The sequence below is a fragment of the Paenibacillus thailandensis genome (assembly GCF_042685365.1).
GTDB lineage: Bacteria > Bacillota > Bacilli > Paenibacillales > Paenibacillaceae > Paenibacillus_AP > Paenibacillus_AP thailandensis.
The window spans coordinates 126,670-151,969 of sequence record NZ_JBHUMY010000038.1; the positions used below are offsets into that span (position 1 = coordinate 126,670).

The window sequence follows — 25,300 nt, forward strand, 5'->3', positions numbered from 1 at the left end:
CTATATCAGCTGCCTGATTTTATCCGCTACGGTCCGAACGCTGTAGAAATCTTTCGCAAGCTCCGCATCCCCCAGCTTCACCTGGAACTCTTCTTCCAATTGAAGCACCAAATCAATCGCATCGATGGAGTCGATGCCCAAGTCGTCGTAGATGAGAGCATCGTCCGGAATGTCCTCCGCTTCCCGTTCCGCGTTCAACACGTTAGCGATCGTCTGTTTCACCCGAGCCACAACGTCCATTGTTTCCGTGCTCATCTTTGACGCCTCCTCCTCATCTCATATGAAAGGTTTCTCCAGCAACACGGCGCTAAACGATCCGTCGTTCTGGTCCATATGGACAAGCACCCGGGACTTGCCGGCCTCCGACAAAATAGTCCGTTCCGCTCCGGGTGCATCCGGGTCGGACGCTGCCGTCAATAAAGCGCAGCCAAGCGCTACGGCCGCTACGCTTGCCGCTCCGATCTGCGGGCCTAGCCGGATATCGGCCTGAAGCCCCGCACCGGCGGCGGGCGAATTGCTTATAACGAAGGTTTGCTTCCGAAATTGTTCGTCGTTGTATACATCCGTATGGTCGACGGCGGAAATCCGGGCGATCCCACGCTTGAATCGGCTTTGGGCTCTGTCCCCGGTTTCCAATACGAGGACGCCCGCCCCCTCCTGCCGCAAAACGCCCTTCGGGCCGTAAACCGATTCCATGCCGGGAAAATAACAGTCGGCTTCTCCCGCCAGCATATAAGGCATCTCCCGGGAAAGCAGCCATTGCCGCGCGACAAGGACGCACTCCGGGATCGCGCCGTTTCCGGCCGACACCGTCATGGAAGGTCCGGTTAAACCGAGCTCCGCCGCAACTTCTCCGGAAGGGGCGCAAAAGGACGAATGGGCGAACTTATTGGCCCGCACCCGCCCTCCGTGACGATAGGTCATCGATTGCAAGCAATCGACAACCATGTCCATGACCGAGTTGCCGGAACTCATGACGATGCCTGCGGACGAAGCCGATTCCGTCGGGATGTCCGCCATCTCGAGCGATTGCTTCGCGGCAACGATCGAAGCGGCGGCGGCTCTTCCGATTTTCCCAAGCTTAAGCCGGTCCACATAGGCCGGATCGATCCCGATCATGCGGCAATCGGAGGAGCTTTCGGGCTTGGCATGGCGGCTTTCCCCTAAGCGAAGCTCATCCTCAAGCTCGGCAATGCTTCTGCTGCGGCATGCTTCAAGCAGCTCGCGGTACGAGGAATAAGGCGGCAAGAGGACGGCGATTCCCGTAATGAGCAGCTCGCCGTCGGCATGTTCGGCATGTCGTTCCATTTAATGTCCTCCTCTGGAAAGGATCACGCTGGAACAATGTCCGCCGAATCCGAACGAGTTCGACATGACGTGGACGAGCTTGCAATCCCTGCCGCGGTTCGGCACGTAATCCAGGTAGCACGCTTCGTCCGCCTGCCGGTAGTTAATGGTGGGCGGAGCGAACTGATGGCGCAGCGCCTGTACGCATACGACGGCTTCGACGATACCGGAGGCGCCCCGCGTATGGCCCAGCATCGATTTCGAGGAGCTTACCGGAATGTCATAGGCTTTGTCTCCGAATACGCGATGGATGGCGAGCGTCTCCATGCTGTCGTTTAATGCCGTGCCCGTGCCGTGTGCATTGATATAATGAATTTGCTCCGGCGACAGGCGGGCGTCCCGCAAAGCCATGTTCATGGCCCGGATCGCCCCTTTCCCTTCCGGATCGGGCGTAACGAATTGGTTCGCCTCGTTGCTGATGCTTGTTCCGGCCACATAAGCATACGCTTCCTCCTCTCCGGCGGAACGGGCGTTTATCCCTTTCAAATAAAGAGCGGCCGCTCCTTCGCCGAGTGCGATGCCGTCCCGGGACGCATCGAAGGGCCTGCAGGCGCCGGAAGATAAAATGCCTAGAGACCGGAACCCCAAAATGTCGTATACGGACAAGACGTCCACCCCGATCAGAAGCGCCTCTTCCAGTATTCCTGCGCGAATGTACTGCGAGGCAACGCTGATCGCAATATTGCCGGAGGCGCAGGCCGAAGTGACCGTCATCGTCTTGGCGAAACATCCCTTGTACGATTCGGTCATATACTCGCCGATTCCGCGAATGATGGAATACCGGGGCGATTCGGTTCCTTCATCCGAATAAAGCCTCGACGCTTCTGGATCCGGGATGAAGTGCCTTTCATAAAACGGGATGCTTCCGGTCGCCGTCGCAATGAACAACCCGACTTTAACCCCCCGTTCCGGCTCCCTTCCAAGCCACGGAGCCGCCTGCAGCGCGGCGTCCTCCGCCATTTTGTACACCCGGTCGCGCATCCCGCGCGGGTATTCGCCGACCTCGGCGCACAGGACATCGACCTCGCTCCCGCCGATTGTGACGCCGGCCGTGCGAATGCCGTTATAACCGGCTTTTAAACGTTCCGTAAATAAATCGATATCCGATCCAAGGGATGTAATCGCGCTTACCCCCGTAACGCCAATCCGCTTACTCACGGCGATCATCCTTTACAACCACTGTAAATTTGCCTTTGGCCACGACGACATCCCCTTTGCGGACCGTACTGGAAAAGAACAGAAAATCCCCTAATACCCGCTCCAAATAAACCTCGCATTCCAACCGGTCTCCCGGCTTCACCGGAGCTTTGAACTGCATGTCCTCCACTTTCGCCAGATACCCCGTCTTGCCTGCGCTGTATCCTTCCATTCCCGTAAACACGGCGGCCGTCTGAGCGGCGGCCTCGATGAGGAGAACGCCGGGAACGACGGGATGTCCCGGATAATGTCCTTCGAAGAAGGACTCTTCCGCCCGGAACGTGATTTCCCCCGCGATACGCGACTCTTCTTTGCGGACAATGCGGTCGACGAACAGAAACGGCGGCCGATGCGGCAGGTAGCGGCAAAGCTCTTCCCGTTCCAACGGATAAGTATTCATCGTCATATCCGCTCCGCTAGACGAACGTCTTCTTCCAAGACGCCGTTTGTTCCAGTGCCGAACGGAATACGATCCTCCGCGGAACCTTGTGGGGAGCGGCTATGCTTCTGCAATAGGTCAGGACGTCCGCTTCGGTAAGCTCCGCCCCTTCCTTCGGCACGATTTCCGCTATCAGCTCGTCTCCCCGGGACGGGTCGTGTTCGGCCCGAACCCGCACCTCCTGAACGTGACCGCAGGACATAATAATTTCTTCGATATCTTGACGGAACACTTTTTTCCCGCCGACGATAAACATGTCTTTCTTCCGGCCGGTAATGAACAATTGCCCGTCCTCCGACACATACCCGATATCGCCGGTCCGGTACCAGCCGTCCCGCAGAACGGCCGCCGTCTGCTCGGGCATCCGGTAGTAGCCCTGCATCATCTTGGGCGTGCGCAGCATAATTTCTCCCTCTTCGCCTCGAGGCAGCGGCTCTCCCGCTTCGTCCGTAATCTTCGCCTCGAACGACGGCAGCAAGCGGCCCACCGAATATTTGGGCGCGTTATAGCAATCGTATTGAATCGCCGTCGTATTGGCCTCGCTGGAGCCGTAAATGTTAATGATCGCGATATCCAGCTTTTCCTTGTAATATTGGACCAACGAATAAGGGAGGGGGGCGGCGGACGAAATAAATTTTTGAACCGTACGAGGCTTCTCCGCGTCCAGCACCTTCTTCATCTTCTCGTACATGACCGGAATGCAAGCGAATATCGTCGCCCCGGTCCGGTTTAATTCCTGTACGACCTCCCTTAAGGACAAGCTGCCGTGAAGAACGACCGTCGTCTTCAAAATAACCGGCAGCAGCAGGTTAATGCTGATCCCGTACGTATGGAACAAAGGCAAAATATTAAAGAAAATGTCATGCTCCGATGCGTTCAACGCATTCCCGAGCTCTCTCGAGTTAAAGACAAGCGTATAATGGGTAAGCATAACGCCCTTCGGCTTCGATACCGTGCCGGACGTAAAGCTGATGCAGGCCAGATCGCCTTCTTGCACCAGGCCCACATAGTCTTGCAAGTCCCCCCGGCCTTGACTGAGCAGCCGTTCGAACGAAATGAAGTCCGGCCGCTCGTTATGCTTGCCGGAGACGATGACGTGGCGCAAGCTTCGAATTGGCTTGATTTGAGCCTGCTCTTGATCCGTCAAGCCGCCGGTAACGAAAAGAAGCTCCGCGCCCGTTTCTTCCGCCGCGCGAGGCAGTTCGTTCTTCATGTTCCGATCCATCGGGACGACGATGCACCCGAGGCTTGCCAGCGCATAGAACGCATAAATATATTCCGCGCCGTTCTCCATCATGAGGATGGCTTTCGTTCCTTTGCCCGCCCCTATCGCCGACAGGGCGCCGGCCAATTTCGAAACGTTCTCGTACAGCTCCCTATAAGCGATGGGCCGGCCTTTTTCCTCAATAGCCGTCTTGTCCGGCGCTGAGCGATAAGCATCCCGCAGCACTGCCGGTATCGTTAACATCGTTTTCACCTTCTTACCCTTGTAAGTCGATCACGACTTTAATATGTTTGGAAGACTGCACGCCCGTCTGAAAATAACGCGGAACGTCGCGCATCGGCACGACCTTCGAGATGAAGGAGCGGATATGGGGCTCGTACTTTCGGATCAGCTCGATCGCTTTATGAAACCCTCCGGTGCCGCCGATGCTTCCGATTACGGTCAGCGACTTCTTGACGATTTCGCCGTATGGAAGCTCGATCGGCCCTTGATGCCCGATATTGACCAGAATCCCCCGCGGTTTCAGCAGCTCGATGGCCTGCTTCAACGCTTGTCCGCTGCCGGACGCTTCCACGATCAGGTCGAAGCCGTTCCGCGGATCGTCCCTGCCGTTCAAGTCCGTATGCAGCGTTCGAACTTCAGGGAAAGGCAGCCTGTCGATGACCGCCAGCTTGTCCGCTGCCGGGTCGGCAATAACAATCTCCGGAATGCCCAAATCCAGGAAGCTGAACAGCGATAACGCGCCGATCCCTCCCGAACCGATAATGAGCACGCGCCGTACGCCGCGCATCGCTTCGGAAGGGATGCGATCCTGCAGGCTTTGAACGACGACCGCCATCGGCTCCGCAAGCGAGTACACGATCGGATCGGCCGAGGGAGGACATAAATAGAGATGCTTTTCTTTCACGAGAATATATTCGGCGCAAGCGCCGTCTACGGTAATTCCGCGTTTTTCCACATGGAGGCAGTGGTTTTTGTCCGTCCGGCAAGCTTCGCATTCTCCGCAAAACAACGAGCAGTCTCCGGTTACGGCATCCCCCTTTCTCCAGATGGAGCCGGCGCGGGATCCGATTCGCTCGACGGTTCCGACCCATTCGTGGCCGAGAATGACCGGATAGGCATGCGGAGCCGTATACGTCCCTTGATACAGCTTATAGTCGCTTCCGCATAAAGCCGCGTACCGGACGCGGATTAACAGCTCGTCGGGCTCCGGCTCCCGCAAAGGCACGTTCGTCAGGCCGAGATCGTTTTTGTTCTTTAACAGCAGTGCTTTCGCCGCATTCATATCGCGTTTCTCCCGTTTAAAAGTAAGGCTGCCGCGCGGAGCCCCTTCCTGCGGAAGGAGCCCGGAGCGTGCCTGGCTATTGCCTTTACTTGCTCTTGTTCAAAATTTCGCTGTAGCCGGACAAATCGAGAAGACCGTTGCCGCTGAAGCACATGACGATCGTCTTCTTCTCGTTGTTCCGCTTCGCCTCCAGCGCCAAATCGATCGTAGCCTTAATGGCGTGGCAAGTTTCCGGCGCCGGAATGATCCGGTAAAGCTGGATAAACAGCCGCCCGGCTTCAAAGATTTCCTCTTGCGTATACGGGCGCGACTCCAGCAAGTCCTTATGCTTCAGCATGCCGATAATCGGCGAGCCGTTATGCTGCCTTAATCCTCCGACATGAACGGGAGGCGGCATATAGTCCATGCCAAGCGTATACGACAGCACTTGCGGAGTGAGGCCGACGGGATCGGAATGATCGTACATGTAACGGCCCCGGCTCAGCCTTGGCGCCGCCTCCGATTCCGCCGCGAACAGGCGGATCGTATCCGGACGCTCCGATTTGGTCCGGACCCATGGGGCTATAAGCCCTCCGAGGTTGCTGCCGCCGCCGCAGCAGCCGACCAGAATATCCGGCTGCTCCCCGGCCAGCTCCAGCTGCATTTTCGTCTCCAATCCGATAATCGACTGGTGCAGCAGGACATGGGAAAGGTTGCTGCCTGAAGCGTATTTGTAGCTATCGTGCTCCATGGAGAAGCTGATGGCTTCGCCGATCGCCGTGCCCAGCGAGCCGTAATGGTCCGGATTTTTGTCCAAAATTTCTCTGCCGGCTTTGGTCATTGTGCTCGGCGAAGGGTAAACCGTGGCGCCCAGCATCTCGCTGAACGCTCTTCTAAGCGGCTTCTGGTTGACGGACACTTTGACCCAGAAGACGATCGTTTTCAGATCGAACATGTTGCACGCGTACGAAAGGCTGACGCCCCATTGTCCCGCTCCGGTCTCGGTAATGAGGCCTTCCGCGTTTTCCTTCTTGGCGTAGTACGCTTGTGCGACGGCCGTATTCAGCTTGAAGCTGTGCGAAGGGAGGAGATCCTCCCGCTTGATATAAATTTTGGCCGGCGTGTCCAAATACCGCTCAAGCTCGACCGCCCTCATCAGCGGCGTAGGACGGCCGATCTCGACGAACTTCTCCAGCACTTCCTCGGGAATATCGATCCATTCGTCGTTCGTTTCGTCCTGCTGAATCATCGCCTGCGGCCTGATTCTTCGCATGATTTCGACGCGTCCGTGCTTATCGTCGTCCGGGTCGAGCACGGGAGGAAGCTTCTCGGGCAGGACGGCCCGCATATTGAGCCATTTCGTCGGCAGGTCGTTCGGATTGAGGGCAATCAGATGTTTGCGGCCGCGCAAAATTTGATTTGTCATATTACGTCCTCCTAAAAGTTTTGTGAGCATTAACTTCTTGAGCTGCTTCGAACAAAACTTGCTTCGGAAGCATAGACCTAGTTTTGTGAGCATTAACTTCTTGAGCTGCTTCGAACAAAACTTGCTTCGGAAGCCTGCCGCTCTATACCGTTTCGGCGTATTCTTTATTGGCGCAGCTGGAAAACTTTCTTCCCTTCGCAAGCTTCTTCATATCGACATCGCAATAATAGATGCCTTCCTTGTCTTCGGCTTTCGCCATAATGACCTCGTCTCTTCCTTCCACCGGTCCGCTGCTTAACAGCAGCGGGTTGCATACGACGCGGCTGATTCCTTTAAAATGCGATCTCGCATACTTGTGGTAGCCGACATTCGAGACGACGACCACGACGGCGTCCATATCGATGCTTCTTGCGTCGGCCGTGCATTCGAAGACGAAGGCATATTCTTCGGGAATCGACACCATGTTCAGGACGATGTCCACTTCCCCGTTAACCGCCTCCTGGCAGAGCGCAAACGAGGACAGATCGTTTCCGAGCATCAGGGCGATCCTTCCGAGCTTCGTGTCGATGACGCGAATGCCGCTCCCGGCGCTGATGAAGCTTTTCTCGAAGATGTTCAAACAGACTTTGCGATGCTTTCCGATCAGGTTGCCCGCCGGATCGATCAGTACCGCGGCGTTGTACACCTCGTTGTCGTCCGTCTCCAAAAGACCGGAAGCGATGTATACCTGATGCTCCCGCGCCTTATCCGCAAGAAACTCCGTAAACGGGCCCGGAACGGGTTCCGCCGATTCTTCCACATTGTTGATGCTGAGCGGCGTCGCGCATAGCTCGGGCAAACAGATGAGATTCGCCCCGTTGCCTGCGCACTCGTCGATCCATTCGGAAAGCGTGTCGCGCATATCTTCGTTTCCTTCGACAGGCACATGGGATTGAATCATGCCGATGCGCACTTGATTGGACTTGAACAGACCCATCTTCTCACTCCTCCGTTAGATGTAGATGCAGATTCTTAGGCTTGAACGGTTCTTTGGCTAAAAAGCTTGCCGAACGGCTTTAAGCTGTTCTTCAAGCCGTCGAGCAACCGGGCCCGCTCGTACGGCGTAAACGTTCTAGCCGTAAACCGGTGATGAATGGAGAGCGGCAGCTGCTCTTTCATCTCATCGCGGAACTGGTCGATGGTATATCCCGGCTTCAGATCGGCGATAATTTCGAAGCTTTCCGCATCCAGCTCGACCTTAAAGAACTTGTCGTAGCTCTCGCACTTCAATATTTTCTCTTCCAGCTTCGGATACGAAATCGCGACTTGCTCTTTCTCGAACCGGATTTCTTCCCCGATCCGCCCGTAATGCTCGAGGATCGGCGCGCGGTCGCCGCATGGGCAGCCGCTTTCCGAAATGCACACCAGATCGTTCGTCCGGTAACGGATCAGAGGCATCGATTGGTTGGATAACGACGTAATGACGAGTTCCCCGACCTCGCCTTGCGGAAGCGGCTGCTTCGTAACCGGATCGATCACTTCGAAATAATACCGCTCCTGAATCAAATGAATATGCCCGTGCTTGCATGAAATTCCCATCGCGCACGATTCCGTCATCCCGTAAGCGTTATAAACCTCGGCTCCCCATACCTCGGATATTTTTTTGGACTTCGGCTGGTTGGCCGTTTCGCCGATATTTAATATTTTCCGGATCGACAAGTCCTTGACCGGATCGAGGCCCATCTGGACGGCCGTCTCGGCAATGAGCAATGCACGGGTGGCCGAGCAGACGAGCGCGGTCGGTTTCACATGCTCGATAATATGCAGCAGCCGGTCCCAGTTGCACACCTCGTTTAACACCCCGCAGGCGATGGTCGTCGGCCCGATCATCTCGAAGATCCGCTCCAAGTCCTGCGCCGGAATCGACAGCTCGTACGGAGCCGCAATGACGACAACGTCGTCCGGGGTGAACATGTCGAGCAGCCGGTAGCCGACGAACACGTTATTCTCGAGCCAATCGTTCCGGGAGAAATAAGCGGAAGTCGGCGTTCCCGTCGTTCCGGTGCTCTCCGCGTAACGGCCGACGTCCGCCATGCTTCCGGCAAGCAGCTTCCACGGATAAGCGTTGCGGATATCGGCTTTGGTTATGAACGGAAGATCGCGAAAGCGGTCCGGCGACAGCTGCTCTTCCGAGGTTATGCCCGCCTCGCCGAAATGCTGCCTGTAGTATTCGGAGTTGCGAAACGCATACTTTAACTGTTCCGCCAATTTCCGCTCGATCTCGCGCCGCTTCTCCTCCCCGCTCATGGCAAGCAGCTTTTCCAGTCTGGATATGGCCTGCAGCTTATACTGCGGCACTTGCTTCAAAGCATCGAGCTTCGCATCGGTACTGATCACGTTCATGAACTCGGTACTCCTTTCGCGGCTGCTCCCGCGGATTTGCGGTCCTCGACGAACCGATCCAGGAGAGACAGGAATTGGTTGATCATGCCATGGGTCACATGGCGCTGAATGACGATCCGGACGGCGTCCGGAAATCGTTTGGACACGGAGACGATCCAGCCCCGTTCTTCGCAATAACGGAGAAATTGCGCGGCGCCGTCCATCTCGAAGAGGACGATGTTCAGCTCCGGCTCAAGCGGCAAACGCAACCCTCTGTCCTTTAACTGCCGAACCAAATAGCGAGTCAATTCGAAATTTCTTTCCGTAATTTCCATATAGCCGGACAATCCCAAATGCTCCATGACCGCATAAGCGGCGGCCGCTCCGGCTCCGTTTCGCGTGCCCAGCATCGTCATATGCCCGGGAATCCCCATAAAATAGGAATCTACCGACACCAACTGCTGAATGTGCCGGTCCCGGAACAAAATGCCGCCGGCCGGAATCGGCGCCAACCCGTATTTATGCGGATCGACGGTAATCGAGCATACCCCTTCCAGGGTAAAATCGAAGGCCGGCAAATCCATTCCGAGCTTGCGGGCAAACGGGATAATGAAACCGCCCGTCGCCGCGTCCACATGGAGGTAAACGCGATGGCGCAGCGCCACCTGGGCAATGGCTTCGATCGGATCGACGCTTCCGAGCTCGCTCGTTCCCGCCGTAGCCAGGATCGCGACGGTATTATCGTTTATAAGCGCCTCAATCGAGGCAGGGTCGGCTTTAAACCGCGAATCGACCTTGGCGATCCGATACTGAAGGCCCATGAGATGAATGGCTTTGAACAAAGAGAAATGCGCCGTTTCGGGAATAATAATTTCCGGGCTTGCGATGTCCGGCCTCCTCTTCTTTGCCGCAAGCAGGGCGAGGACATTCGCTTCCGTTCCTCCGGACACGATATTTCCCGGACTGTCGCCGCCGCCCAGCAAAGAAGCGAGAAGCCGAACCGCTTTATGCTCCAGCTCGCTGCTCCCCCGGAAGATGCGAACGTCGCCCAGATTGGTATCTATGCTTCGGATAAAAGCTTCCTTGCCGATCGCAAGCGGCTCGGTACAGATCGAATTGAGCACTTTATTCCAAGCTGCATCTTTAGCCAGATGATCTTCAATGTTTTGCAAGACCGAGTCCTTGTCCAATCCGTGTTCTCTCATCTTATCGAACTCCATGCTCTCAGTTTCTCGAAGGCCCGCTGCTCCGTGTCGAAGCACTGTTGCAGCAAAGCCCGTATTCGCTTTAATCCTGCGCTTATTTCGCCCTCGCCCGCAATGCTCAGCTTTTCGAATTGCTTCCCCGCTTCCGCCCATATGCAAGCGGATTGACGAAACCGTTCTCCGGCGTCATGAAGGGAAGCGTCATCCCCGTAAAGGCTGGCCGCCTCCCGGATGAAGCCGGCGTATAAATACCGGAAGTTGCCGCCTCCGTTGCCGACCTTTCCGAGCATCATTCCCGTATAATACAGCTGGGTTCGAAGCGGCAGCGCCTTCTTCCCGGTCGCTTCGTCGCGCATTGTGGACGGAATGATGTCGGGCCAGTCCGCAAGCTCGCCCAGAAATTGCGCAAAGGCCTTCACGCCGCACTGCTCCCGGTCGTCCAAATAGTTGTCGGCGTTTAAACGGATAGCCGCGGCAAAAGCCCCCTTCAGATCCAGCTCGTACCGGGCCGGAATGTCGATCTTATGCCAGGCGTTCTCGATTTCGCCCCAATGGTAAGGCTTGCTTCTCGCGTCCAGAAAGGCGGACAGCGCCGTTTCGTGCAGGCGGCTGTCCAGTCGCTCCCGGTCGATGGCCGGTTCGTTCACGTCTCCAAGCCACACCCGCTCCTCTTCATCGTCGTAGCCGGCTACAATGACCAAGTGGAACGGATTCGCCCTAGTCGCTTTCCGCCAATAGGGCAGATGCGCCAAGCTCACCTCGGCGATGACCGGCTTGCCCTCTACCGCAAGCAGCCGCTTCGCTTGTTCCCATGCCGCAGCGGTATCCTTCGTTGCGATCCGCTCATGGGGCAGACGGAGCGTGCGGCACATATTGCGGAAACAAATAACCGACCGGCCTCCCGTATGAACAGGCGGCATCTTCTCCCGGACATCATGCTTCTCGTAATAGAATCCGAGACATGCATCGAGCCCGAAAGCCGCACATTCGGATAGGGCAATTCCGCAATAGTTCAAATAGTTACGGGCTGCGGAAGAGATGCAGTGGAAGCCGGGCGAATGCGAATAGCGCTCGAGAAACGCCCTCATGCAAGCATTCCTCCATCGACCGGTATAACCGCCCCCGTCATATAGTCGGCCCCTTCGCCGGCGAGAAACATCGCCGCATGGGCGACATCCTCCGGCTTCCCGGCGCGGCTGAGCGGGATCTTCGCGAGCTCGCCGTCCAGGGAGTTCTCGATCAGGCTCTCCGTCATATCCGTTGCGATAAGACCGGGAACGATACAATTCACTTGAATATTCCATTTCCCGACCTCTTTGGCCAATACTTTGGAAAAGGCGACCAAGCCCGATTTGGCGGCTGCGTAATAGCTCTGGCCGATCCCGCCGGCATAAGCGCTGACCGAAGAAACGTTAATGATCTTGCCCCGCTTCTGCCGCATCATCGGCCTTATCGCGCGATGACAGCAATTCATGGCGCCGACGAGATTGACTTGCAGGTTCGCTTCCCAATCTTCCGGTTTGCTGTTGAAGAAGAGCTTGTCGTTGTTAATGCCCGCATTGTTAATGAGAACGTCGATCCTTCCCCAGCGGCTCAGCACCTCGTCGAACATCCGGCCGACCTCGTCGGCGCGGGACACGTCGGCCCGGCATAACAAAGCTTGATCGGTCAACTCCGACACCTCTTCGAATACGCTTCGCCCTGCCGCTTCGCTCCGGTTGTAGTTGACCGCGACCCATGCCCGCCGGCGGGCAAACTCCAAAGCGATCGCTCTCCCGATGCCTCGGGAAGCCCCCGTAACGACAACGACTTTGTTGTCAAACATCCGATTCATCTCCACACGTGGTACCGGAATATCGTAAAACCAAAAACGTTGAAACGTTCTCCTCCTCCAAATTGCCGTACTTCCGGTAAAGCGCCGCCAGCTCTTCGGCCACATCCCGGTAAAAGTCGTCCGGCAAGCCGTCCAGGCAGTTGCCGAACACGCCTCGGGAAATGGCGCTGTGAAGCAGTTCTTCCGGTGAAGCATATGAAAATACGCGCGTTAGCGTACGTTGTTCAACGACATGAATGCCATGCTGCTCAAACCTTTCGATCCATTGCTTGACGGTTCGGAACCTCCGCCACAGATCGATAACCGGCTTCACGATGCCTCGCTCTAATTCCGCTTCGTATGCGGGAGCTACTCGGCAGACGCAATCGAGCAGCTTGTTGCCCGCCCTTGTCGCCGCGCCCGCATCGGAACGATGCGGTTCGCCGTGGCTGGGCAAAGCGGCGGCAATATAACCGCCTTCCCGAAGGCGCGCTCGCAACGTGTCAACGACGGACGGAGACAACCATTGCAGACCGTAGTTGCACGCAATCAGATCGTAGGGGCCGGCAGCCGCGGCCAACGTATTCGCGTCGTCTCGAACGAACCGGATTCGGTCTGCCGGAGTCGCTTTGCTAGAGGCCGCATCCAGCATGTTTTTCGACGCATCAACCGCCACAATAGCCGAGTTCGGATACTCCCTTGCCAAAGCAAAGGTCAAAATTCCGGTTCCGCAGCATAAATCCAAAATATCGGCTATGCCCGCCGGAACGCGGCGGCGGACGCTGCGAACCGTTTCCTCGGCCAAGTACCGGTAAAGCGGCGAATTCATCGCTTCATAACGGTTCGCCAAGGAATCGTAGTCGACCGTCCTCATCATTGCCGAACCGCTTGTCCGCTTAGGAAACGAAGGAGATAGCTGCGGCTTTCTTCCAGCGCCCGGTCGGATACGTCGGCATGATGATACAGTTCGATGCTGATATAATGCTTGTAATCGCCGATCGCCGAGAATACTTGCTCGAAATCGATATCTCCTTGCCCGGGAATTTCGTGATAATGAATGCGGTTTTTAATATCTTCGATATGAATATGCCGCGTATACGGCACAGCGTCTTGAATCGCTTCGATAAAGTCGTCTTCGCAGCAGTACACATGCCCGATATCCAAATTGAGCATAAAGCGCGGATGATCGATATCGCGGATAAGCCGTACCGCTTCGCGCGAGGTGCCGATGAAAAAATCCGGTTCCGGCTCGACCGCGAGCACGGCGTCGCCGGTCTCCTTCGTCAGTTCGCCGATGCCGGTCAGCAGATACTCGTAAGCGCGTTCCCGCTCGACTTCGGGCTTTAGCTTGCCGCTTGCCAAATTCATGACCGGTATATCGAGCAGGTTGGCGATTTCGACGGAACGTTTCAGAACATCGATTCTTCTTTGCCTTTCCTTTGCATCCGGATGAATAAGGGAAGGCTCGTATGGTTCGCCGCCAAGCAAGCCTTCGGCTCCCGTGGCGAGGCATGCGATTTCAAGTCCGATCTCGCCGCAGCATTCCTTTACCGAGCGAAATTCGTCCAGGCTTGTTTTCAACGGGTGTACATGATTATCGTGGAACGACAACTCCACGCCGTCATAGCCATAGGCTTTAATTTGCTTGACCGCGTCCAGCACGCCCACGTTGCGCAAACCGTTGGAATTATAGCAAAGCTTCATTACGGATCCCCCCGTTTTTGGTCATATACTCGCCCAGCACTTGCTCGACCGTCTCAGGGTCGACGAACACTTGGTAGTCGCCGTCCGGATTGGAACAAGCTCCGATCTCCTCGAGCAAAATATATTTGATTCCGGAAGCTCCTTTCTTATTGTCGGAATGGATGACGTTTAAAATATCGCGCGGGGTGATGCCCTTCGGAATCGACAAGTCGAGGCCAAGCCTTCTTCCGAGCAAATGGTAGTGCTTCTCTACCCCTTCCTCCGGCAGCATGCCAAGATGACGGGATAACTCAGCCGCAATGCACATCCCCTTCGCTACCGCCAAGCCGTGAATAACGGCTCCTTTGGTCAGCCATTCGATGGCATGTCCGAACGTATGGCCGTATTCCAGAATCATCGCGTACGATTTCTCCGTCGGGTCCCGGCGGAGAATGTTCAGCTTCGACTGAATGATGTTCAAGGCGAGATCGTACAATTCGTCAAGGGTAAAAGCCTCGCGTTCGCTCTGCAGCTCGGAATCCAAATAGTCCAGCAGGCTGCCGTCGGAGATGAACCCGTTCTTGATTCCTTCTACGATAGCCGCTTTCGTATTGATCAGCTTCTCCGTCTGCAAATATTTAATATCCGACCATATAAACAGCGGACGATAATACGTTCCGAAATGATTTTTGCCGAATTTGCCGTTTACCGCTTGCTTGTTGCTTAATGTGCTGTCCGTAATCCCCATTAAAGTTGTCGGAATCTCCACATAACGGACTCCCCGGTATATGAGGCTTGCGGCCAGCCCAACGATGTTGCCCAGGCAACCTCCGCCGAAAGAAACGATAATCGAGCCTTTCGTAACTCCCCGTTCTACGAGGCTGTCGCATAATTCCTCCAGCGACCGGAAGCATTTGTCCTCTTCCCGGTCTCCTATGGCGAGAACATCATATGGAATGCGTTCTTGATTGAATATTCGGACAAATTCTTCGCCATACAAGCGGAACAGCGGTTCGGCCGTCACGAAGAAAATTTTGTCGAAAGGATATTGTTTTAACACATCTGCGAACCGTTCCGTTATATCCATTCCGTAATAATAGGGTGAGCTTTCCGACAATTCGGTCGATAGCGTGAGGAGATCTTTTCTTGCAACATGGCTTACTGACAAAAGGAATAACCCCTTTCATAGATGGTCGCGTAATACGATAATGAAAGCCGGTTTACCAATCAGGTTGCATCCGTTGAAGAACGATTAAAAAAGTTGTGATAGCAAGCTTGTTCCCAATCGCTTGTTGGAATGGAGCAGCTTGCAGAGGGGTGCGGCAAGGAAACTTCCTCCTATTGAATCCAATTAATCTCATTCAACCACCTTCCTTCCATCATAGTAAATATTTCTCGTTGATTATTCTACCATAATTTCCACAAATCTTCCACTTTCGATTCCGTTTTTTTGCTAGACTCGCGAATCGACGGCTAAATCCGCATCAGCGAACGCTGCCGCTCCTCCGGAATCGAACGAATAAATAAAAAAGCCCGGGGAATAAACGCGTTGCGCCGTTTATATCCCGGGCTTATATCCTTTCGCTTCAATCGCGTACGACTACCGTGCCGGCTATAAAATCATGAATCGACCGTTTATCCTCGCGGACACCGACCATTATTGCACTTACGATCAGGGCGATCCCGAAAGTTAGCGCGTACAATAAACCCGCCGCCAGATTGCGCAGCAGCATCGTCCCGATACTCGGCGGCATTCCGTCTCGTATCTTCACGATGCGAATACCGCAAATCCGTTTGCCGACCGTATAACCGTTCCAGAAGACAGGGATGAGCAATCCGTACAAAAATGAAACAATATCGGTGAAATACCCGTCCGCTTTCCCGGTGATCGCATATGAGATTTGGGCGAGCGGTATGCCTATGATCACTCCGTCAAGGATCAATGCTCCGAATCGAATCCAAAAGCCGGCAGGGTCTTTTCCGTTCAAGAGTGTCCCTCTTCCCTTCTTCAAGTTGTTTGGGTGAGCTTTAACCATCTTATGCACGGCATCCCGGTCCTATTACCCGAATTGCTGGCGGCCAATCGTTAGGGTTGTCTTTTTAAAAGCCGAAAGGGTACCTGAATCACGAGTCTCGTGACAAGTACCCTTTCGGAAACGAGCGGCTGTTATAGAAGCACGCAAGCATCCCGGACTAAATTTTCGGCTGATTCGGGGCTGTTACGTGCTTCCCTGTTTGAATCCTGTTTGAGTCCCTTTTGAGGCCTTTGCCGCCAGACTGTCCGCCGATCCCGCGATTATCGCTCCAACCCCGGTTCGGCGAATCGATAACGGTATCGGTCGCAGCATAAAGGTTTCTTTAATCGATAAACCCGACATGTACCAGCAAGCGTTTCAGCATGGCGGCCGCTTCGGCGCGGGTGGAATTCGCCGCCGGATCGAAATATCCGCCGTTTCTCCCTTCGGAAATCCCCGCTTCCGCAACGTTCGCTACAGCCGTCCGAGCCCAAGGCGAGATTGCCTCTTGATCGCGGAACCGCTCCGGCGCGCCTGCCGCATTCTCGGTCTCGCCGCCGCTCGCAAAGCTTACGGCGTTGTCGATAAGAACCGCCAGCTCCTGCCGGGTGATGCGCTCATTCGGCCGGAACGTGCCGTCTTCGTACCCGGAAACGATCCCCGCTTCATAAGCGGCTCCGACTGCGCCGGCATACCATTCGCCAGCCGTCACATCGCTGAACGGAGCGGTTCCTCGTTCTTGCAAACCGAGCCCGCGAACGATCATCGCGGCGAACTGCGCACGGGTCAACGTTTCGTTCGGGCCAAACGTATCCTCGGTTAAGCCATTCAGAACGAGCTTCGACGCAAGCTGTTCGATGTCCGCCTCGCCCCAGAAGCCCGCGGGAACGTCCTCGAACGATTTGTCGCTTTCGATGACGGCATACAAGCTGTTGCCGGTGCTTTTCAGCGTGGCGGCCGCGTAGCCGAACAAGGCGGGGACGAACGCCAAAGCGCGCTTCGTTTCATCGAAACGGACCCCGGCCGCGCGATCGGGATTCACCTGTCCGGATAAAGGAATCGACCGCTCCACGTAGTTGTTTCCGAAATCGATCGGAGCGCCGGACCCGCCGGTGACGGCTTCCGCTTGAAAGTCGATAACGTCGGATATAAGCTCGGCTCCGTTGGCATCGGCCCAATCGCGGACGGCGTCCGCCTGATCCGCAGTCGCTTTTCCGATCGTGATGCGCAAGTCCGCGTCGGCGAAATCTTCTTCTTCGGGAGCGGATAACGGGAGCGTATAAGTTCCAAGCGAAGTGACGATTTGCACAACCATGTTATGGTTCGTTTCGAGCAGCAGCCGTACCGCCTCCGACTGCAAGGTCGATTGGAAGACCTCGGCGTTGTCCGCCTCGATGCGGATCTTCAGGATGCCGGCGTTGTCCGCCAATGCGCTTCGAACCTCCTGCTCATCGATAACGACGGAGGCTTGAGCGCGTCCGTCGGCGTTATCCGCCGCGGTCGCCCGGTACGTGATGCTTCCTTCGCCGGTTCCCGAAGGAACGTTTCCTTGCGAAGCGCCGGATCCGCTGTCGTTGCCGTCGTCATCGTCGTCGTCGTCATCGTTGCTGCCCGAATAGCTTCGTACTTGAACCGAGGCATTCGCCACATCGTCGCCCGAACCGGCGTATAAGACCAACGTTCCGGGAGCCGTGTCGAACGGGACGTCGAACGTAAACCGGTATTCCCCTTGCTCATTCGTCCGCGTTGCGTCAAAAACGACGAGATTGCCGGCGGCATCAACCGCCCGGAGCGAAATCCAGGACGACGCGTCGTACGTTCCCGTAACGGCGACCGGGCTTCCCGGCGTTACGCTCGTCCGGTCGACCGCGATTGCGGGAGCGGCTGCCGAAACCGTATTGGCGGGTATCGCGAACGCCGCCGCCGGAACGGACGCCGTCAACAAAGCCGCGCTCAACATGAGGCATTTCCATTTATTGGTCATATGCTGTGCTCCTATCTTTATTGCAGCACAATCGGCTGTTGATCTGGATCGTTGGAGAGACCGTCGACGACGTATATTTCAACGGTATCGCCGGCCTTCACGTTAAACTGGGCTTGCACTTCAAGCGGCGCGGAATCGAAATCCGCCCGAACGGCGCTAAGGCCCAGCTGCTGGTTGCCGCGGCTATGCTTAAACAATACGGTTTCGCTGCCCTCGTGTCCCAAATCCGCCGTAACGGTCGCGCCGAACGTTTTCCAGCCGGTAACTCCGGCCTTGACCGTCATCGCGACTTTTCCGTCTTCATTCGAGACGGTATAGGTGGTATCGTCCGCCACGGCGTTCAAGGCAAAAGGCTTTCGGTCGGCAAGCTCCGAAATTTCGAAAACGGCCAGCGTGCCCGAAACTTCGTTGCCCGTCAACAACAGCGGCTTACCGGTCGGGCTGTTCGCCGCTGGGATAAAGTCAAGCCCTTCCGGACCGAGATCGCCCGCTCCGCTTTCACCCACATCCCTCATATTGACGAAGGTTACGAATTGCGGGTTGTCCGGGTTCGAAACGTTGTAAACCATCAGGGCGCTTTGGCGTTCCAAGCCGACAAACGCGTAAGTTTCGTCCCCGACGACGCCGATTTCGACGTATTCCGGTTCCGGACCTTTGTCGTCGCTTCGGTCGTCCTTGGCGTTCGAGGCATGGTCGCTGTTAAAAAGCTCAGGCAGCTCTGCGGCCGCGATCCGCTCGAAGTCGTCCCCGCTGTCGTACACTTGCCGCCCCGTCTCGGCGTCCCAAATCGAGAATGAACGGCCGCCGTACGTATAGAGAGCGCCGAAATAGTGAACGTCCTCGGCCTCGTCCTTGTAAACCGCATCGGACACGGAGCCGATGATCTTCAGCCGGCCCAAATATTCGTCTTCCGAAAGCTCTCCAAGGTTAAGCGCATCAAGCTCTTCCTGGCTGGTGCCCGGATAGTATTTGGCGTCCAAATGAACCGCGTACCCCTCTTCCGGACCATCCTCCGTCATAATGTCCTTAAAGCGATATTCGTCCGTAACGCCCCAATCGCGGCTGTCGCCTTCGTTTGCCGTAAACAGATACGTCTTTCCGCCTATCGTTTTCAGCGCCATTCCGTCCGGCATATAAGCGCCGAGGACCGGGTAACCGGATTGAATGTTGATTTGCGGATCGTCCTCCGGGTCACGGTCCGACGGATCGAGTGCATTATCCGGCAGCATGTAATTTTTATAGCCGAGGCCCGATACTTTGGTGAACTTCATCGTCTCCAGATCGAGCGTGGCGATGGCGTTGCTTTCTTGCAAAGCTACGTAAGCGGTTTGGCTGTCTTCGGCGACGACGATATATTCCGGCTCGAAATCGGCCGCCCATTGCTCCGGCGTCGGCTCTTCGACATAGCCGGTTTTCAGCGAGCCGTAGCGCACATTGTCGTCGATCGGGAGAGACTCGTCCGCGAAGTCCGCCGTCGTGACATCGAAGCTGTACTTCCCGTCGGTTTTCGCAATGCCGATAATCGAAACGGAGCCTTCCGGATCGATCGAGTAGTCGTCGTTCGGCTCGCCTTCGTTGGCGACGAGAAATTGGGTCCCGTCGGGGGTTACGGTAATCATGTCCGGCAGAGCGCCAACTTCGACATAATCTATGTATGCTCCGTCTTTCGTAAAGAAAACGACGCTGCCGTTGTCCGTCTTCACGGAATTCGGCACGGCGACCGCGATCAAGTCCTCGGTCGGATGCACGGCGACGCTGGTCACGTCGCCGAACAAATCCGGACGGTCCTCGGGGCTAAGGGCGGGGATCGCAATTTTGGCGCTGGCGTCAACGTTCAGCGCTTGATCGGCAACGCCGGTTTCGAGGGCCGAAAGATCGACGATTTCGAGCGAGCTCGCAGCGCCGTTGATCAAATAAACTTTTTGGCTTGCCGCATCGTACTGTACGATTTCCGCTCCGGCTTCTTCAAGTCCCGCGCCGGTACTGTATCCCGCAATCTTACGAAACTCGAGTTCTCCGGTTGCCTCCGGCGCATTCGCGCTGACCGGCAGGGCAAAATTCACGGCGGCCACCGCCAGTGCGGATATCCCGGTCAATGTTCTCCAAAGCTTCACTTCTGCTCCTCCAATATAAATAGAATAGTTACTATCTTAATAGTACTTTTGGATTATTAATGGAGTGTAAGCGGAGCGTTAAACTTGTCTCAACGGGCGGCAGGGCGGCAAGCGCGATCGCTTGAAGAAGAGGGGAGAATGGCAGAATAAAAAGAAGGCCTATAAGCCTGTAAACAACTTCTCCGGACCGAGCTTTGTCTACAGGCCGACAGGCCGAGCCCCGTATAACAGGGCAAATCTTATCCTTTAAGTTATTTCAATTTGTTATATTCCTCATCGGTTACCGGTTCCAACCATTCCGGTTTACCTGCGGTAATTGCGATATGTGCAAACCAGCTGTCCTTTGCAGCGCCATGCCAATGTTTTACTCCATCATGGGTGACAATAACGTCGCCGGCTTTTAAAAATTGAGCAGGTTTTCCTTCTTCTTGATACCAGCCTTCGCCGCCGGTTACTAATAAAAGTTGAAATCCATCACGATGAATGTGCCAGTTATTTCTGCATCCCGGTTCAAAAGTTACATTCCCGACACCAACATTCACTTTAGGATCGGCAATTAATGTTTTCAGATAACTCTGCCCCACAAAGTATTGGGCAAAGGCATCATTTTTTTCGGGATCGGTCGCATATGCCGCCGGCACTCCATCGCCAAATAGTTGTTTGTACGTCTTTTGGCTCTTTTCGATTCGGTTCATAACTATACCTCCGTACAACTCTGGAACATCCATAAACGACGACTGCGTCCTGCCATTTTTTCAATCATGAAGGCGCACTGTACCCGTAAGAAGTTAAAAATGCCCGACCACTTGGTGCGGCACATACGGTTCTTCCAAAAACTCGATTTCTTCAGGCGCTAATTTAATGGAAAGGGATGCTATCGCATCTTCGAGTTGGGAAATTTTTGTTGCACCAACGATAGGGGCGGTTACCGGTTCTTTGTGCAAAAGCCACGCAAGTGCGATGTGGACGCGGCGAACGCCATGTTTTTCCGCAAGATTCGCAACCCGGTCGACCACCAATTGATCCAAGTCCGCTGCGGCATCGTATTTCTGTTTTGCAATTTGATCGGTTTCGGCACGATGAGTGGATGCCTCCCGCGCCAATCTTCCTCCTGCAAGCGGGCTATAAGGAATTACTCCGATTTTTTCCTCCTTGCAAAGAGGCAGCATCTCCCGTTCCTCTTCCCGGTAAATAAGGTTGAAATGATTTTGCATGGAAACGAATCGTGTCCAGCCATTTTTCTCCGCTACATGCAATGCCTTTTGGAACTGCCATGCCCACATGGCGGAAGCGCCGATGTATCGTGCCTTACCAGCCTTAACGACGTCATGAAGTGCCTCCATCGTCTCTTCGATGGGCGTGTTGTAATCCCAACGATGAATTTGATACAAATCGACGTAGTCCGTTTTCAATCTTTTAAGGCTCTTGTCGATTTCGCTCATGATCGCTTTGCGGGAAAGTCCGGCTCCGTTAGGTCCTTGATGCATTCGTCCGTGAACTTTAGTCGCAATGACGACTTCATCCCGGTTGGCATAATCCTTGAGTACCTTTCCAACAATCTCCTCGCTCGTTCCTTCAGCATAGACATTAGCCGTATCAAAAAAATTGATCCCAAGCTCCAAAGCTTTTTTTATGATGGGACGAGCATGCGCTTCATCAAGCACCCAGCGATGATGCCCTTTTGCAGCGTCGCCGAAGCCCATACAACCCAGACAAATCCGGGATACATCCAAACCAGTATTCCCAAGCTTCGTATAATCCATTTCGCAGTTCCTCCCTTTTTTCCCTAAAAATAATGGTCAAACATGCGACTTTATTGATGTACATCAGACGTTGGTTTCGCGCGGCGCAACTTTGACTGTCGCCGAGCGGGCTTGCGTGCTGATCATCGAGTTCAGGTAAGGGCTTCCCTTGTATTTCGCACGGTAAGCATCGTCGATGAGGTCGTCCATCTGCCCGGCGATCGGTTCGAAAGATACCTCCTTCGTCATGCCGGCGACAGTAATTCGTCCCGCTCTCTGCCGTACTGCTGCCTGATACCAACGGGAATTGTGCCCGTAGTAAGCGCGTACATAGAGTGAGTCGCCAACCACAACGGACCAAATCCAAGTCGGAGTGCCGTACGTTACTCCATCTTCACGGAATGGTGAAATGTGAAGGTCATCAGCTTCAGCGATCCTGCGCAGTGCTTCTTTCGACCATGTGCCCATGAATTGCATCCTCCTTACAACTTGATATTGATATAAAGTCCAACACTTCTACTAACAAACGAAATGAACATTGATTGTTTAATCAACTCACGTTTATAATTCTAAACAGAATCAACATACTTACAATAATCAATTCCTTGCGATGTGTCGCTTAACCAACAAACCGTCAATAATTGCCGATTATCTAAGAAGGGTGACTTTAGAATGACTAAATTGGATAGAAGGGTACTTAAATCTCAAGAAGCAATCAAGAAAGCAATTCTTGAACTGATGACTGAAAAAAACTTCGAGGACATCACAATCCGGGATATTTCCGAGAGGGCAAATGTGAATCGAGGAACAATTTATCTCCACTACATGGATAAATATGACTTGCTTGATAAAATTATCGAAGAACACATAAGCAATCTCCGCGAGCTTTGCCATTCTGCGTCTGAAATGACTTTTCAAGAAGGGAATTATGTCTGGTTCGAATACTTTGCGGACAATCATTTGTTCTTTTCAACGATGCTTAACACGAAAAGCGCAGCTTATTTTCGCAGCCGATTCCTTGATTTAGTCATCCAAGAGTACAAGGTTGAAGTGAATGTAATCGAAGGAAAAAATCAAGGACTAAACGAAGATGTTATTCTTCAATTTTTTGGGGCGGCTGTCGTTGGTGCAGTGGAATGGTGGTTCAGAAATGGCATGCCTTTGCCGCCGCGTGTCATTGCAGAACAAACAGGGAAATTGTTGGATAGAAATTTTTAGCCTAACCGATAAACATACAGAGAGTCGCGCCGAAGGAGACTGCAATGACCGGCTTCTTTGTCCTAGTCTAGATATAACGATAACATCCTAATTAAAACCAAATGGCAGCAAATCCATGTACGATAAGGATTCGCTGTCATTTGGCAGTTTCACTTTGATGGGTATAAATAGCCTTAAACGATCTTAAAATCAGTCTCAAATTACGTCATAACTGACAAGTTGCTATTTCCTTCTTTAAAACTCCCGCTGCCGTAGCGCTTCGTACAGCAGCACCGTCGCGGCCATCGCGACGTTCAGCGACTCGGCTTTCCCTTTCATCGGGATAATGACCGCCTCGTCCACGGCTTCGAGCGACGAAGGCGATAGCCCGTCGTTTTCGCTGCCGAACAGCATCCAGCTCGGCTGCTTCCAATCGTAGGAGTAACACGTATGCCGCGCCTGCAGGCTGGTGCCGACCAGCTTGATGCCGCGCGCCTTCGCTTGCGGCAGCAGCTCCGCAAGGTCGGCTTCGACGACCGGCAAATGGAACAACGAGCCCATCGTCGAGCGGACCGTCTTCGGATTGTACAGGTCGACGCAGCCTTTGCCCAGCACGACGGCGTCCGCTCCCGCGGCGTCGGCGCCGCGAATAATGGTGCCGACGTTGCCCGGATCGCGGACGCCGTCCAATACGACGACGAGGCTGTTCTCCGCGAACAATGCGGCATCGTCACGCTGCGGCTTGTCCACCGCGGCGAACACCGGCGGAGGCGAGTCCGTGCCCGTGCATTTCGCCATTACAGCCGGCGAAGCCGCAATCCATTCGCCTTGGCCGGCGAAGCTTTCCAGCTCGAGAGGCACGCCCCTGTCCGCGTCGTAGACGATGGCGCGAATCGCAGCGCCGGCGAGCAGCGCCTCCTTGACGAGATGAATCCCTTCAATCAGAAATTGCCCGGTGCGGTCGCGGTATTTTTTGTCCAGCAGAGAAGCCCATTGCTTCACCCGCTCGTTATGTATCGAAGTAATGATCATTGGCTGTTTCATCAATGTTTAACCTTCCGAATAAGCTTGTTCGAGTTGGGATAAATCGCTGTTTTTGCCGACGATGACAAGCGTGTCTCCTTCACGGATAATATCGTCCGCATAGGGGGCGATATTCATGTTGGAGCCCGTCTTGATCGCCATGACGTTGCATCTGTATTTGGCGCGCACGTCCAGCTGCTTTAAGCTGCGGCCGACCATTTGCGCCGGCGCTTTCAGATCGACGATGCTGTAGTCCTCGGACAGCTCGATATAGTCGAGAATGTTCGGCGACACGAGATGGTGCGCGACGCGGAGGCCCATATCCCGCTCCGGGTGAATGACCTGATCCGCTCCGATTTTGGACAGCACCTTGCCATGCAGCTCGGTTTGCGCTTTGGCGACGATCGTAGCCACGCCAAGATCTTTTAATATAAGCGTAGACAAAATGCTCGCCTGAATATCCGTGCCGATCGCGACGACGGCGACGTCGAAATTGCGGATGCCAAGCGCGCGCATCGCCTCTTCGTCCGTCGAATCGGCTACGACCGCGTGAGTTACGGCCTCCGACAATTCCTGAATCCGGTCCTCGTCGGAATCGATGGCGAGCACTTCGTAGCCCATTCCCGTCAACTCTTTTGCGATGCTGGACCCGAACCGGCCCATTCCGATAACGGCAAACTGTTTTTTGGCCATGGTTGCATTTCCTCCCGGCTTTTCGAAATTGTCCGTTCCTTGTATGTGAAGTTTCTCGCGGCGATAAGCTAAATTTCATTATAGCATACCCTTCCGGCCGGCATGAAACCGCGTCAAACGGGAAATAGTAAGCGAGTACGAGCCGCTGCCCGCGGGAGCCTACATTGGGGCTTTCTCACGATGGGCGTGCGCGTTTGCCGTCAGACTATTCGGTAAATTCGAAAGCCGTTCGAACGCCAACCATCTCATGTCAGGAGGAGACATATCCATGGTAGATCTTGATTTGCGACAAGCGATAACGACGATTGTACAAAATAAATCGAACAACGAGCTGAACGAAATGATCGAAAACTCCGTTAACGGAGACGAACAAGCGCTTCCCGGCCTCGGGGTCGTATTCGAAATGATCTGGCAGGAAAGCAGCAAGCCGGAACAAAACAAGCTCGTCGATACGCTATACAACCACCTCCACTCGAACGGCTCGCGGCCGCAATGACAAAAGCTTCTCCCGCAGTCTTGCGAGGACGACCGACCGCGTTGCGGCGGCGGTAGAAGCAACTTTCGCATCCGGA

General features: G+C 54.7%; 25 protein-coding genes. 2 read left to right on the plus strand and 23 right to left on the minus strand.

The window, feature by feature from the left end; all coding sequences use genetic code 11:
* From ACFSW5_RS23110 to ACFSW5_RS23210, 21 genes are all read right to left on the minus strand, one after another.
* Entirely contained in the window at nucleotides 1-255 is a 255-nt protein-coding gene (locus tag ACFSW5_RS23110) for an acyl carrier protein (RefSeq protein ID WP_379278595.1), read from the minus strand.
* Between the two features lie 21 nt (nucleotides 256-276).
* Nucleotides 277-1,308: a beta-ketoacyl synthase N-terminal-like domain-containing protein gene (locus ACFSW5_RS23115; RefSeq protein ID WP_379278598.1), complete on the minus strand. Its 1,032-nt coding sequence runs from the start codon at nucleotides 1,306-1,308 to the stop codon at nucleotides 277-279.
* Nucleotides 1,309-2,505, minus strand: a complete 1,197-nt coding sequence (locus ACFSW5_RS23120; protein ID WP_379278600.1) for a beta-ketoacyl-[acyl-carrier-protein] synthase family protein — start codon at nucleotides 2,503-2,505, stop codon at nucleotides 1,309-1,311.
* Nucleotides 2,498-2,944 (minus strand): 3-hydroxyacyl-ACP dehydratase FabZ, encoded by a 447-nt coding sequence (fabZ, locus tag ACFSW5_RS23125; RefSeq protein WP_379278603.1) that lies wholly within the window; start codon nucleotides 2,942-2,944, stop codon nucleotides 2,498-2,500. Before fabZ ends, ACFSW5_RS23120 begins: the two co-directional genes overlap by 8 nt.
* 16 nt (nucleotides 2,945-2,960) lie before the next feature.
* Nucleotides 2,961-4,451 (minus strand): class I adenylate-forming enzyme family protein, encoded by a 1,491-nt coding sequence (locus ACFSW5_RS23130; RefSeq protein WP_379278606.1) that lies wholly within the window; start codon nucleotides 4,449-4,451, stop codon nucleotides 2,961-2,963.
* A 13-nt stretch (nucleotides 4,452-4,464) separates the two neighbouring features.
* Nucleotides 4,465-5,493 (minus strand): zinc-dependent alcohol dehydrogenase, encoded by a 1,029-nt coding sequence (locus ACFSW5_RS23135; protein ID WP_379278626.1) that lies wholly within the window; start codon nucleotides 5,491-5,493, stop codon nucleotides 4,465-4,467.
* Nucleotides 5,494-5,578: 85 nt separating this feature from the next.
* Nucleotides 5,579-6,898 (minus strand): TrpB-like pyridoxal phosphate-dependent enzyme, encoded by a 1,320-nt coding sequence (locus ACFSW5_RS23140; RefSeq protein WP_379278628.1) that lies wholly within the window; start codon nucleotides 6,896-6,898, stop codon nucleotides 5,579-5,581.
* Nucleotides 6,899-7,040: 142 nt separating this feature from the next.
* The gene (locus tag ACFSW5_RS23145) at nucleotides 7,041-7,874 is read right to left on the minus strand and encodes a carbon-nitrogen hydrolase family protein (RefSeq protein ID WP_379278630.1); all 834 of its coding nucleotides are present in this window, start codon (nucleotides 7,872-7,874) and stop codon (nucleotides 7,041-7,043) included.
* A 35-nt stretch (nucleotides 7,875-7,909) separates the two neighbouring features.
* A complete protein-coding gene (locus ACFSW5_RS23150; RefSeq protein ID WP_379278632.1) occupies nucleotides 7,910-9,280 on the minus strand; it encodes a phenylacetate--CoA ligase family protein in 1,371 nt (456 codons plus the stop codon).
* The gene (mfnA, locus tag ACFSW5_RS23155) at nucleotides 9,277-10,464 is read right to left on the minus strand and encodes a tyrosine decarboxylase MfnA (protein WP_379278634.1); all 1,188 of its coding nucleotides are present in this window, start codon (nucleotides 10,462-10,464) and stop codon (nucleotides 9,277-9,279) included. Before mfnA ends, ACFSW5_RS23150 begins: the two co-directional genes overlap by 4 nt.
* Nucleotides 10,461-11,552 (minus strand): BtrH N-terminal domain-containing protein, encoded by a 1,092-nt coding sequence (locus tag ACFSW5_RS23160; RefSeq protein WP_379278638.1) that lies wholly within the window; start codon nucleotides 11,550-11,552, stop codon nucleotides 10,461-10,463. The genes mfnA and ACFSW5_RS23160 overlap by 4 nt, the downstream gene beginning before the upstream one ends.
* Nucleotides 11,549-12,289, minus strand: coding sequence for a 3-oxoacyl-ACP reductase FabG (gene fabG, locus ACFSW5_RS23165; RefSeq protein WP_379278640.1), 741 nt, complete (start codon nucleotides 12,287-12,289; stop codon nucleotides 11,549-11,551). The genes ACFSW5_RS23160 and fabG overlap by 4 nt, the downstream gene beginning before the upstream one ends.
* Nucleotides 12,282-13,154 (minus strand): class I SAM-dependent methyltransferase, encoded by an 873-nt coding sequence (locus ACFSW5_RS23170; RefSeq protein ID WP_379278643.1) that lies wholly within the window; start codon nucleotides 13,152-13,154, stop codon nucleotides 12,282-12,284. Before ACFSW5_RS23170 ends, fabG begins: the two co-directional genes overlap by 8 nt.
* The gene (locus tag ACFSW5_RS23175) at nucleotides 13,151-13,981 is read right to left on the minus strand and encodes a sugar phosphate isomerase/epimerase family protein (protein ID WP_379278647.1); all 831 of its coding nucleotides are present in this window, start codon (nucleotides 13,979-13,981) and stop codon (nucleotides 13,151-13,153) included. Before ACFSW5_RS23175 ends, ACFSW5_RS23170 begins: the two co-directional genes overlap by 4 nt.
* On the minus strand, nucleotides 13,965-15,128 hold the full coding sequence (locus ACFSW5_RS23180) for a 3-dehydroquinate synthase family protein (protein WP_379278649.1): 1,164 nt from the start codon (nucleotides 15,126-15,128) through the stop codon (nucleotides 13,965-13,967). The genes ACFSW5_RS23175 and ACFSW5_RS23180 overlap by 17 nt, the downstream gene beginning before the upstream one ends.
* 418 nt (nucleotides 15,129-15,546) lie before the next feature.
* Complete coding sequence (locus ACFSW5_RS23185; protein WP_379278652.1) at nucleotides 15,547-15,996, minus strand: RDD family protein; 450 nt, start codon at nucleotides 15,994-15,996, stop codon at nucleotides 15,547-15,549.
* Between the two features lie 322 nt (nucleotides 15,997-16,318).
* Nucleotides 16,319-17,959 carry an S-layer homology domain-containing protein gene (locus ACFSW5_RS23190; RefSeq protein WP_379278655.1) on the minus strand — a complete coding sequence of 547 codons (1,641 nt, stop codon included), beginning with the start codon at nucleotides 17,957-17,959 and terminating at the stop codon, nucleotides 16,319-16,321.
* Between the two features lie 17 nt (nucleotides 17,960-17,976).
* On the minus strand, nucleotides 17,977-20,073 hold the full coding sequence (locus ACFSW5_RS23195; RefSeq protein ID WP_379278657.1) for a choice-of-anchor I family protein: 2,097 nt from the start codon (nucleotides 20,071-20,073) through the stop codon (nucleotides 17,977-17,979).
* A gap of 251 nt (nucleotides 20,074-20,324) precedes the next feature.
* Nucleotides 20,325-20,768 carry a cupin domain-containing protein gene (locus tag ACFSW5_RS23200; protein ID WP_379278659.1) on the minus strand — a complete coding sequence of 148 codons (444 nt, stop codon included), beginning with the start codon at nucleotides 20,766-20,768 and terminating at the stop codon, nucleotides 20,325-20,327.
* 93 nt (nucleotides 20,769-20,861) lie between these two features.
* Nucleotides 20,862-21,836, minus strand: a complete 975-nt coding sequence (locus tag ACFSW5_RS23205; RefSeq protein WP_379278661.1) for an aldo/keto reductase — start codon at nucleotides 21,834-21,836, stop codon at nucleotides 20,862-20,864.
* Between the two features lie 63 nt (nucleotides 21,837-21,899).
* Nucleotides 21,900-22,283 (minus strand): DUF2255 family protein, encoded by a 384-nt coding sequence (locus tag ACFSW5_RS23210; protein WP_379278664.1) that lies wholly within the window; start codon nucleotides 22,281-22,283, stop codon nucleotides 21,900-21,902.
* A 204-nt stretch (nucleotides 22,284-22,487) separates the two neighbouring features.
* Between ACFSW5_RS23210 and ACFSW5_RS23215 the strand changes: the two genes are divergently transcribed.
* A complete protein-coding gene (locus ACFSW5_RS23215) occupies nucleotides 22,488-23,033 on the plus strand; it encodes a TetR/AcrR family transcriptional regulator (protein ID WP_379278666.1) in 546 nt (181 codons plus the stop codon).
* 234 nt (nucleotides 23,034-23,267) lie between these two features.
* On the opposite strand, the gene ACFSW5_RS23220 is transcribed toward ACFSW5_RS23215, so the two are convergent.
* Nucleotides 23,268-24,056: a TrmH family RNA methyltransferase gene (locus tag ACFSW5_RS23220; protein WP_379278670.1), complete on the minus strand. Its 789-nt coding sequence runs from the start codon at nucleotides 24,054-24,056 to the stop codon at nucleotides 23,268-23,270.
* Between the two features lie 6 nt (nucleotides 24,057-24,062).
* On the minus strand, nucleotides 24,063-24,728 hold the full coding sequence (locus ACFSW5_RS23225; protein WP_379278673.1) for a potassium channel family protein: 666 nt from the start codon (nucleotides 24,726-24,728) through the stop codon (nucleotides 24,063-24,065).
* Between the two features lie 268 nt (nucleotides 24,729-24,996).
* Between ACFSW5_RS23225 and sspI the strand changes: the two genes are divergently transcribed.
* Nucleotides 24,997-25,224, plus strand: coding sequence for a small acid-soluble spore protein SspI (sspI, locus tag ACFSW5_RS23230; RefSeq protein ID WP_379278676.1), 228 nt, complete (start codon nucleotides 24,997-24,999; stop codon nucleotides 25,222-25,224).
* The last annotated feature ends 76 nt before the right edge of the window (nucleotides 25,225-25,300 follow it).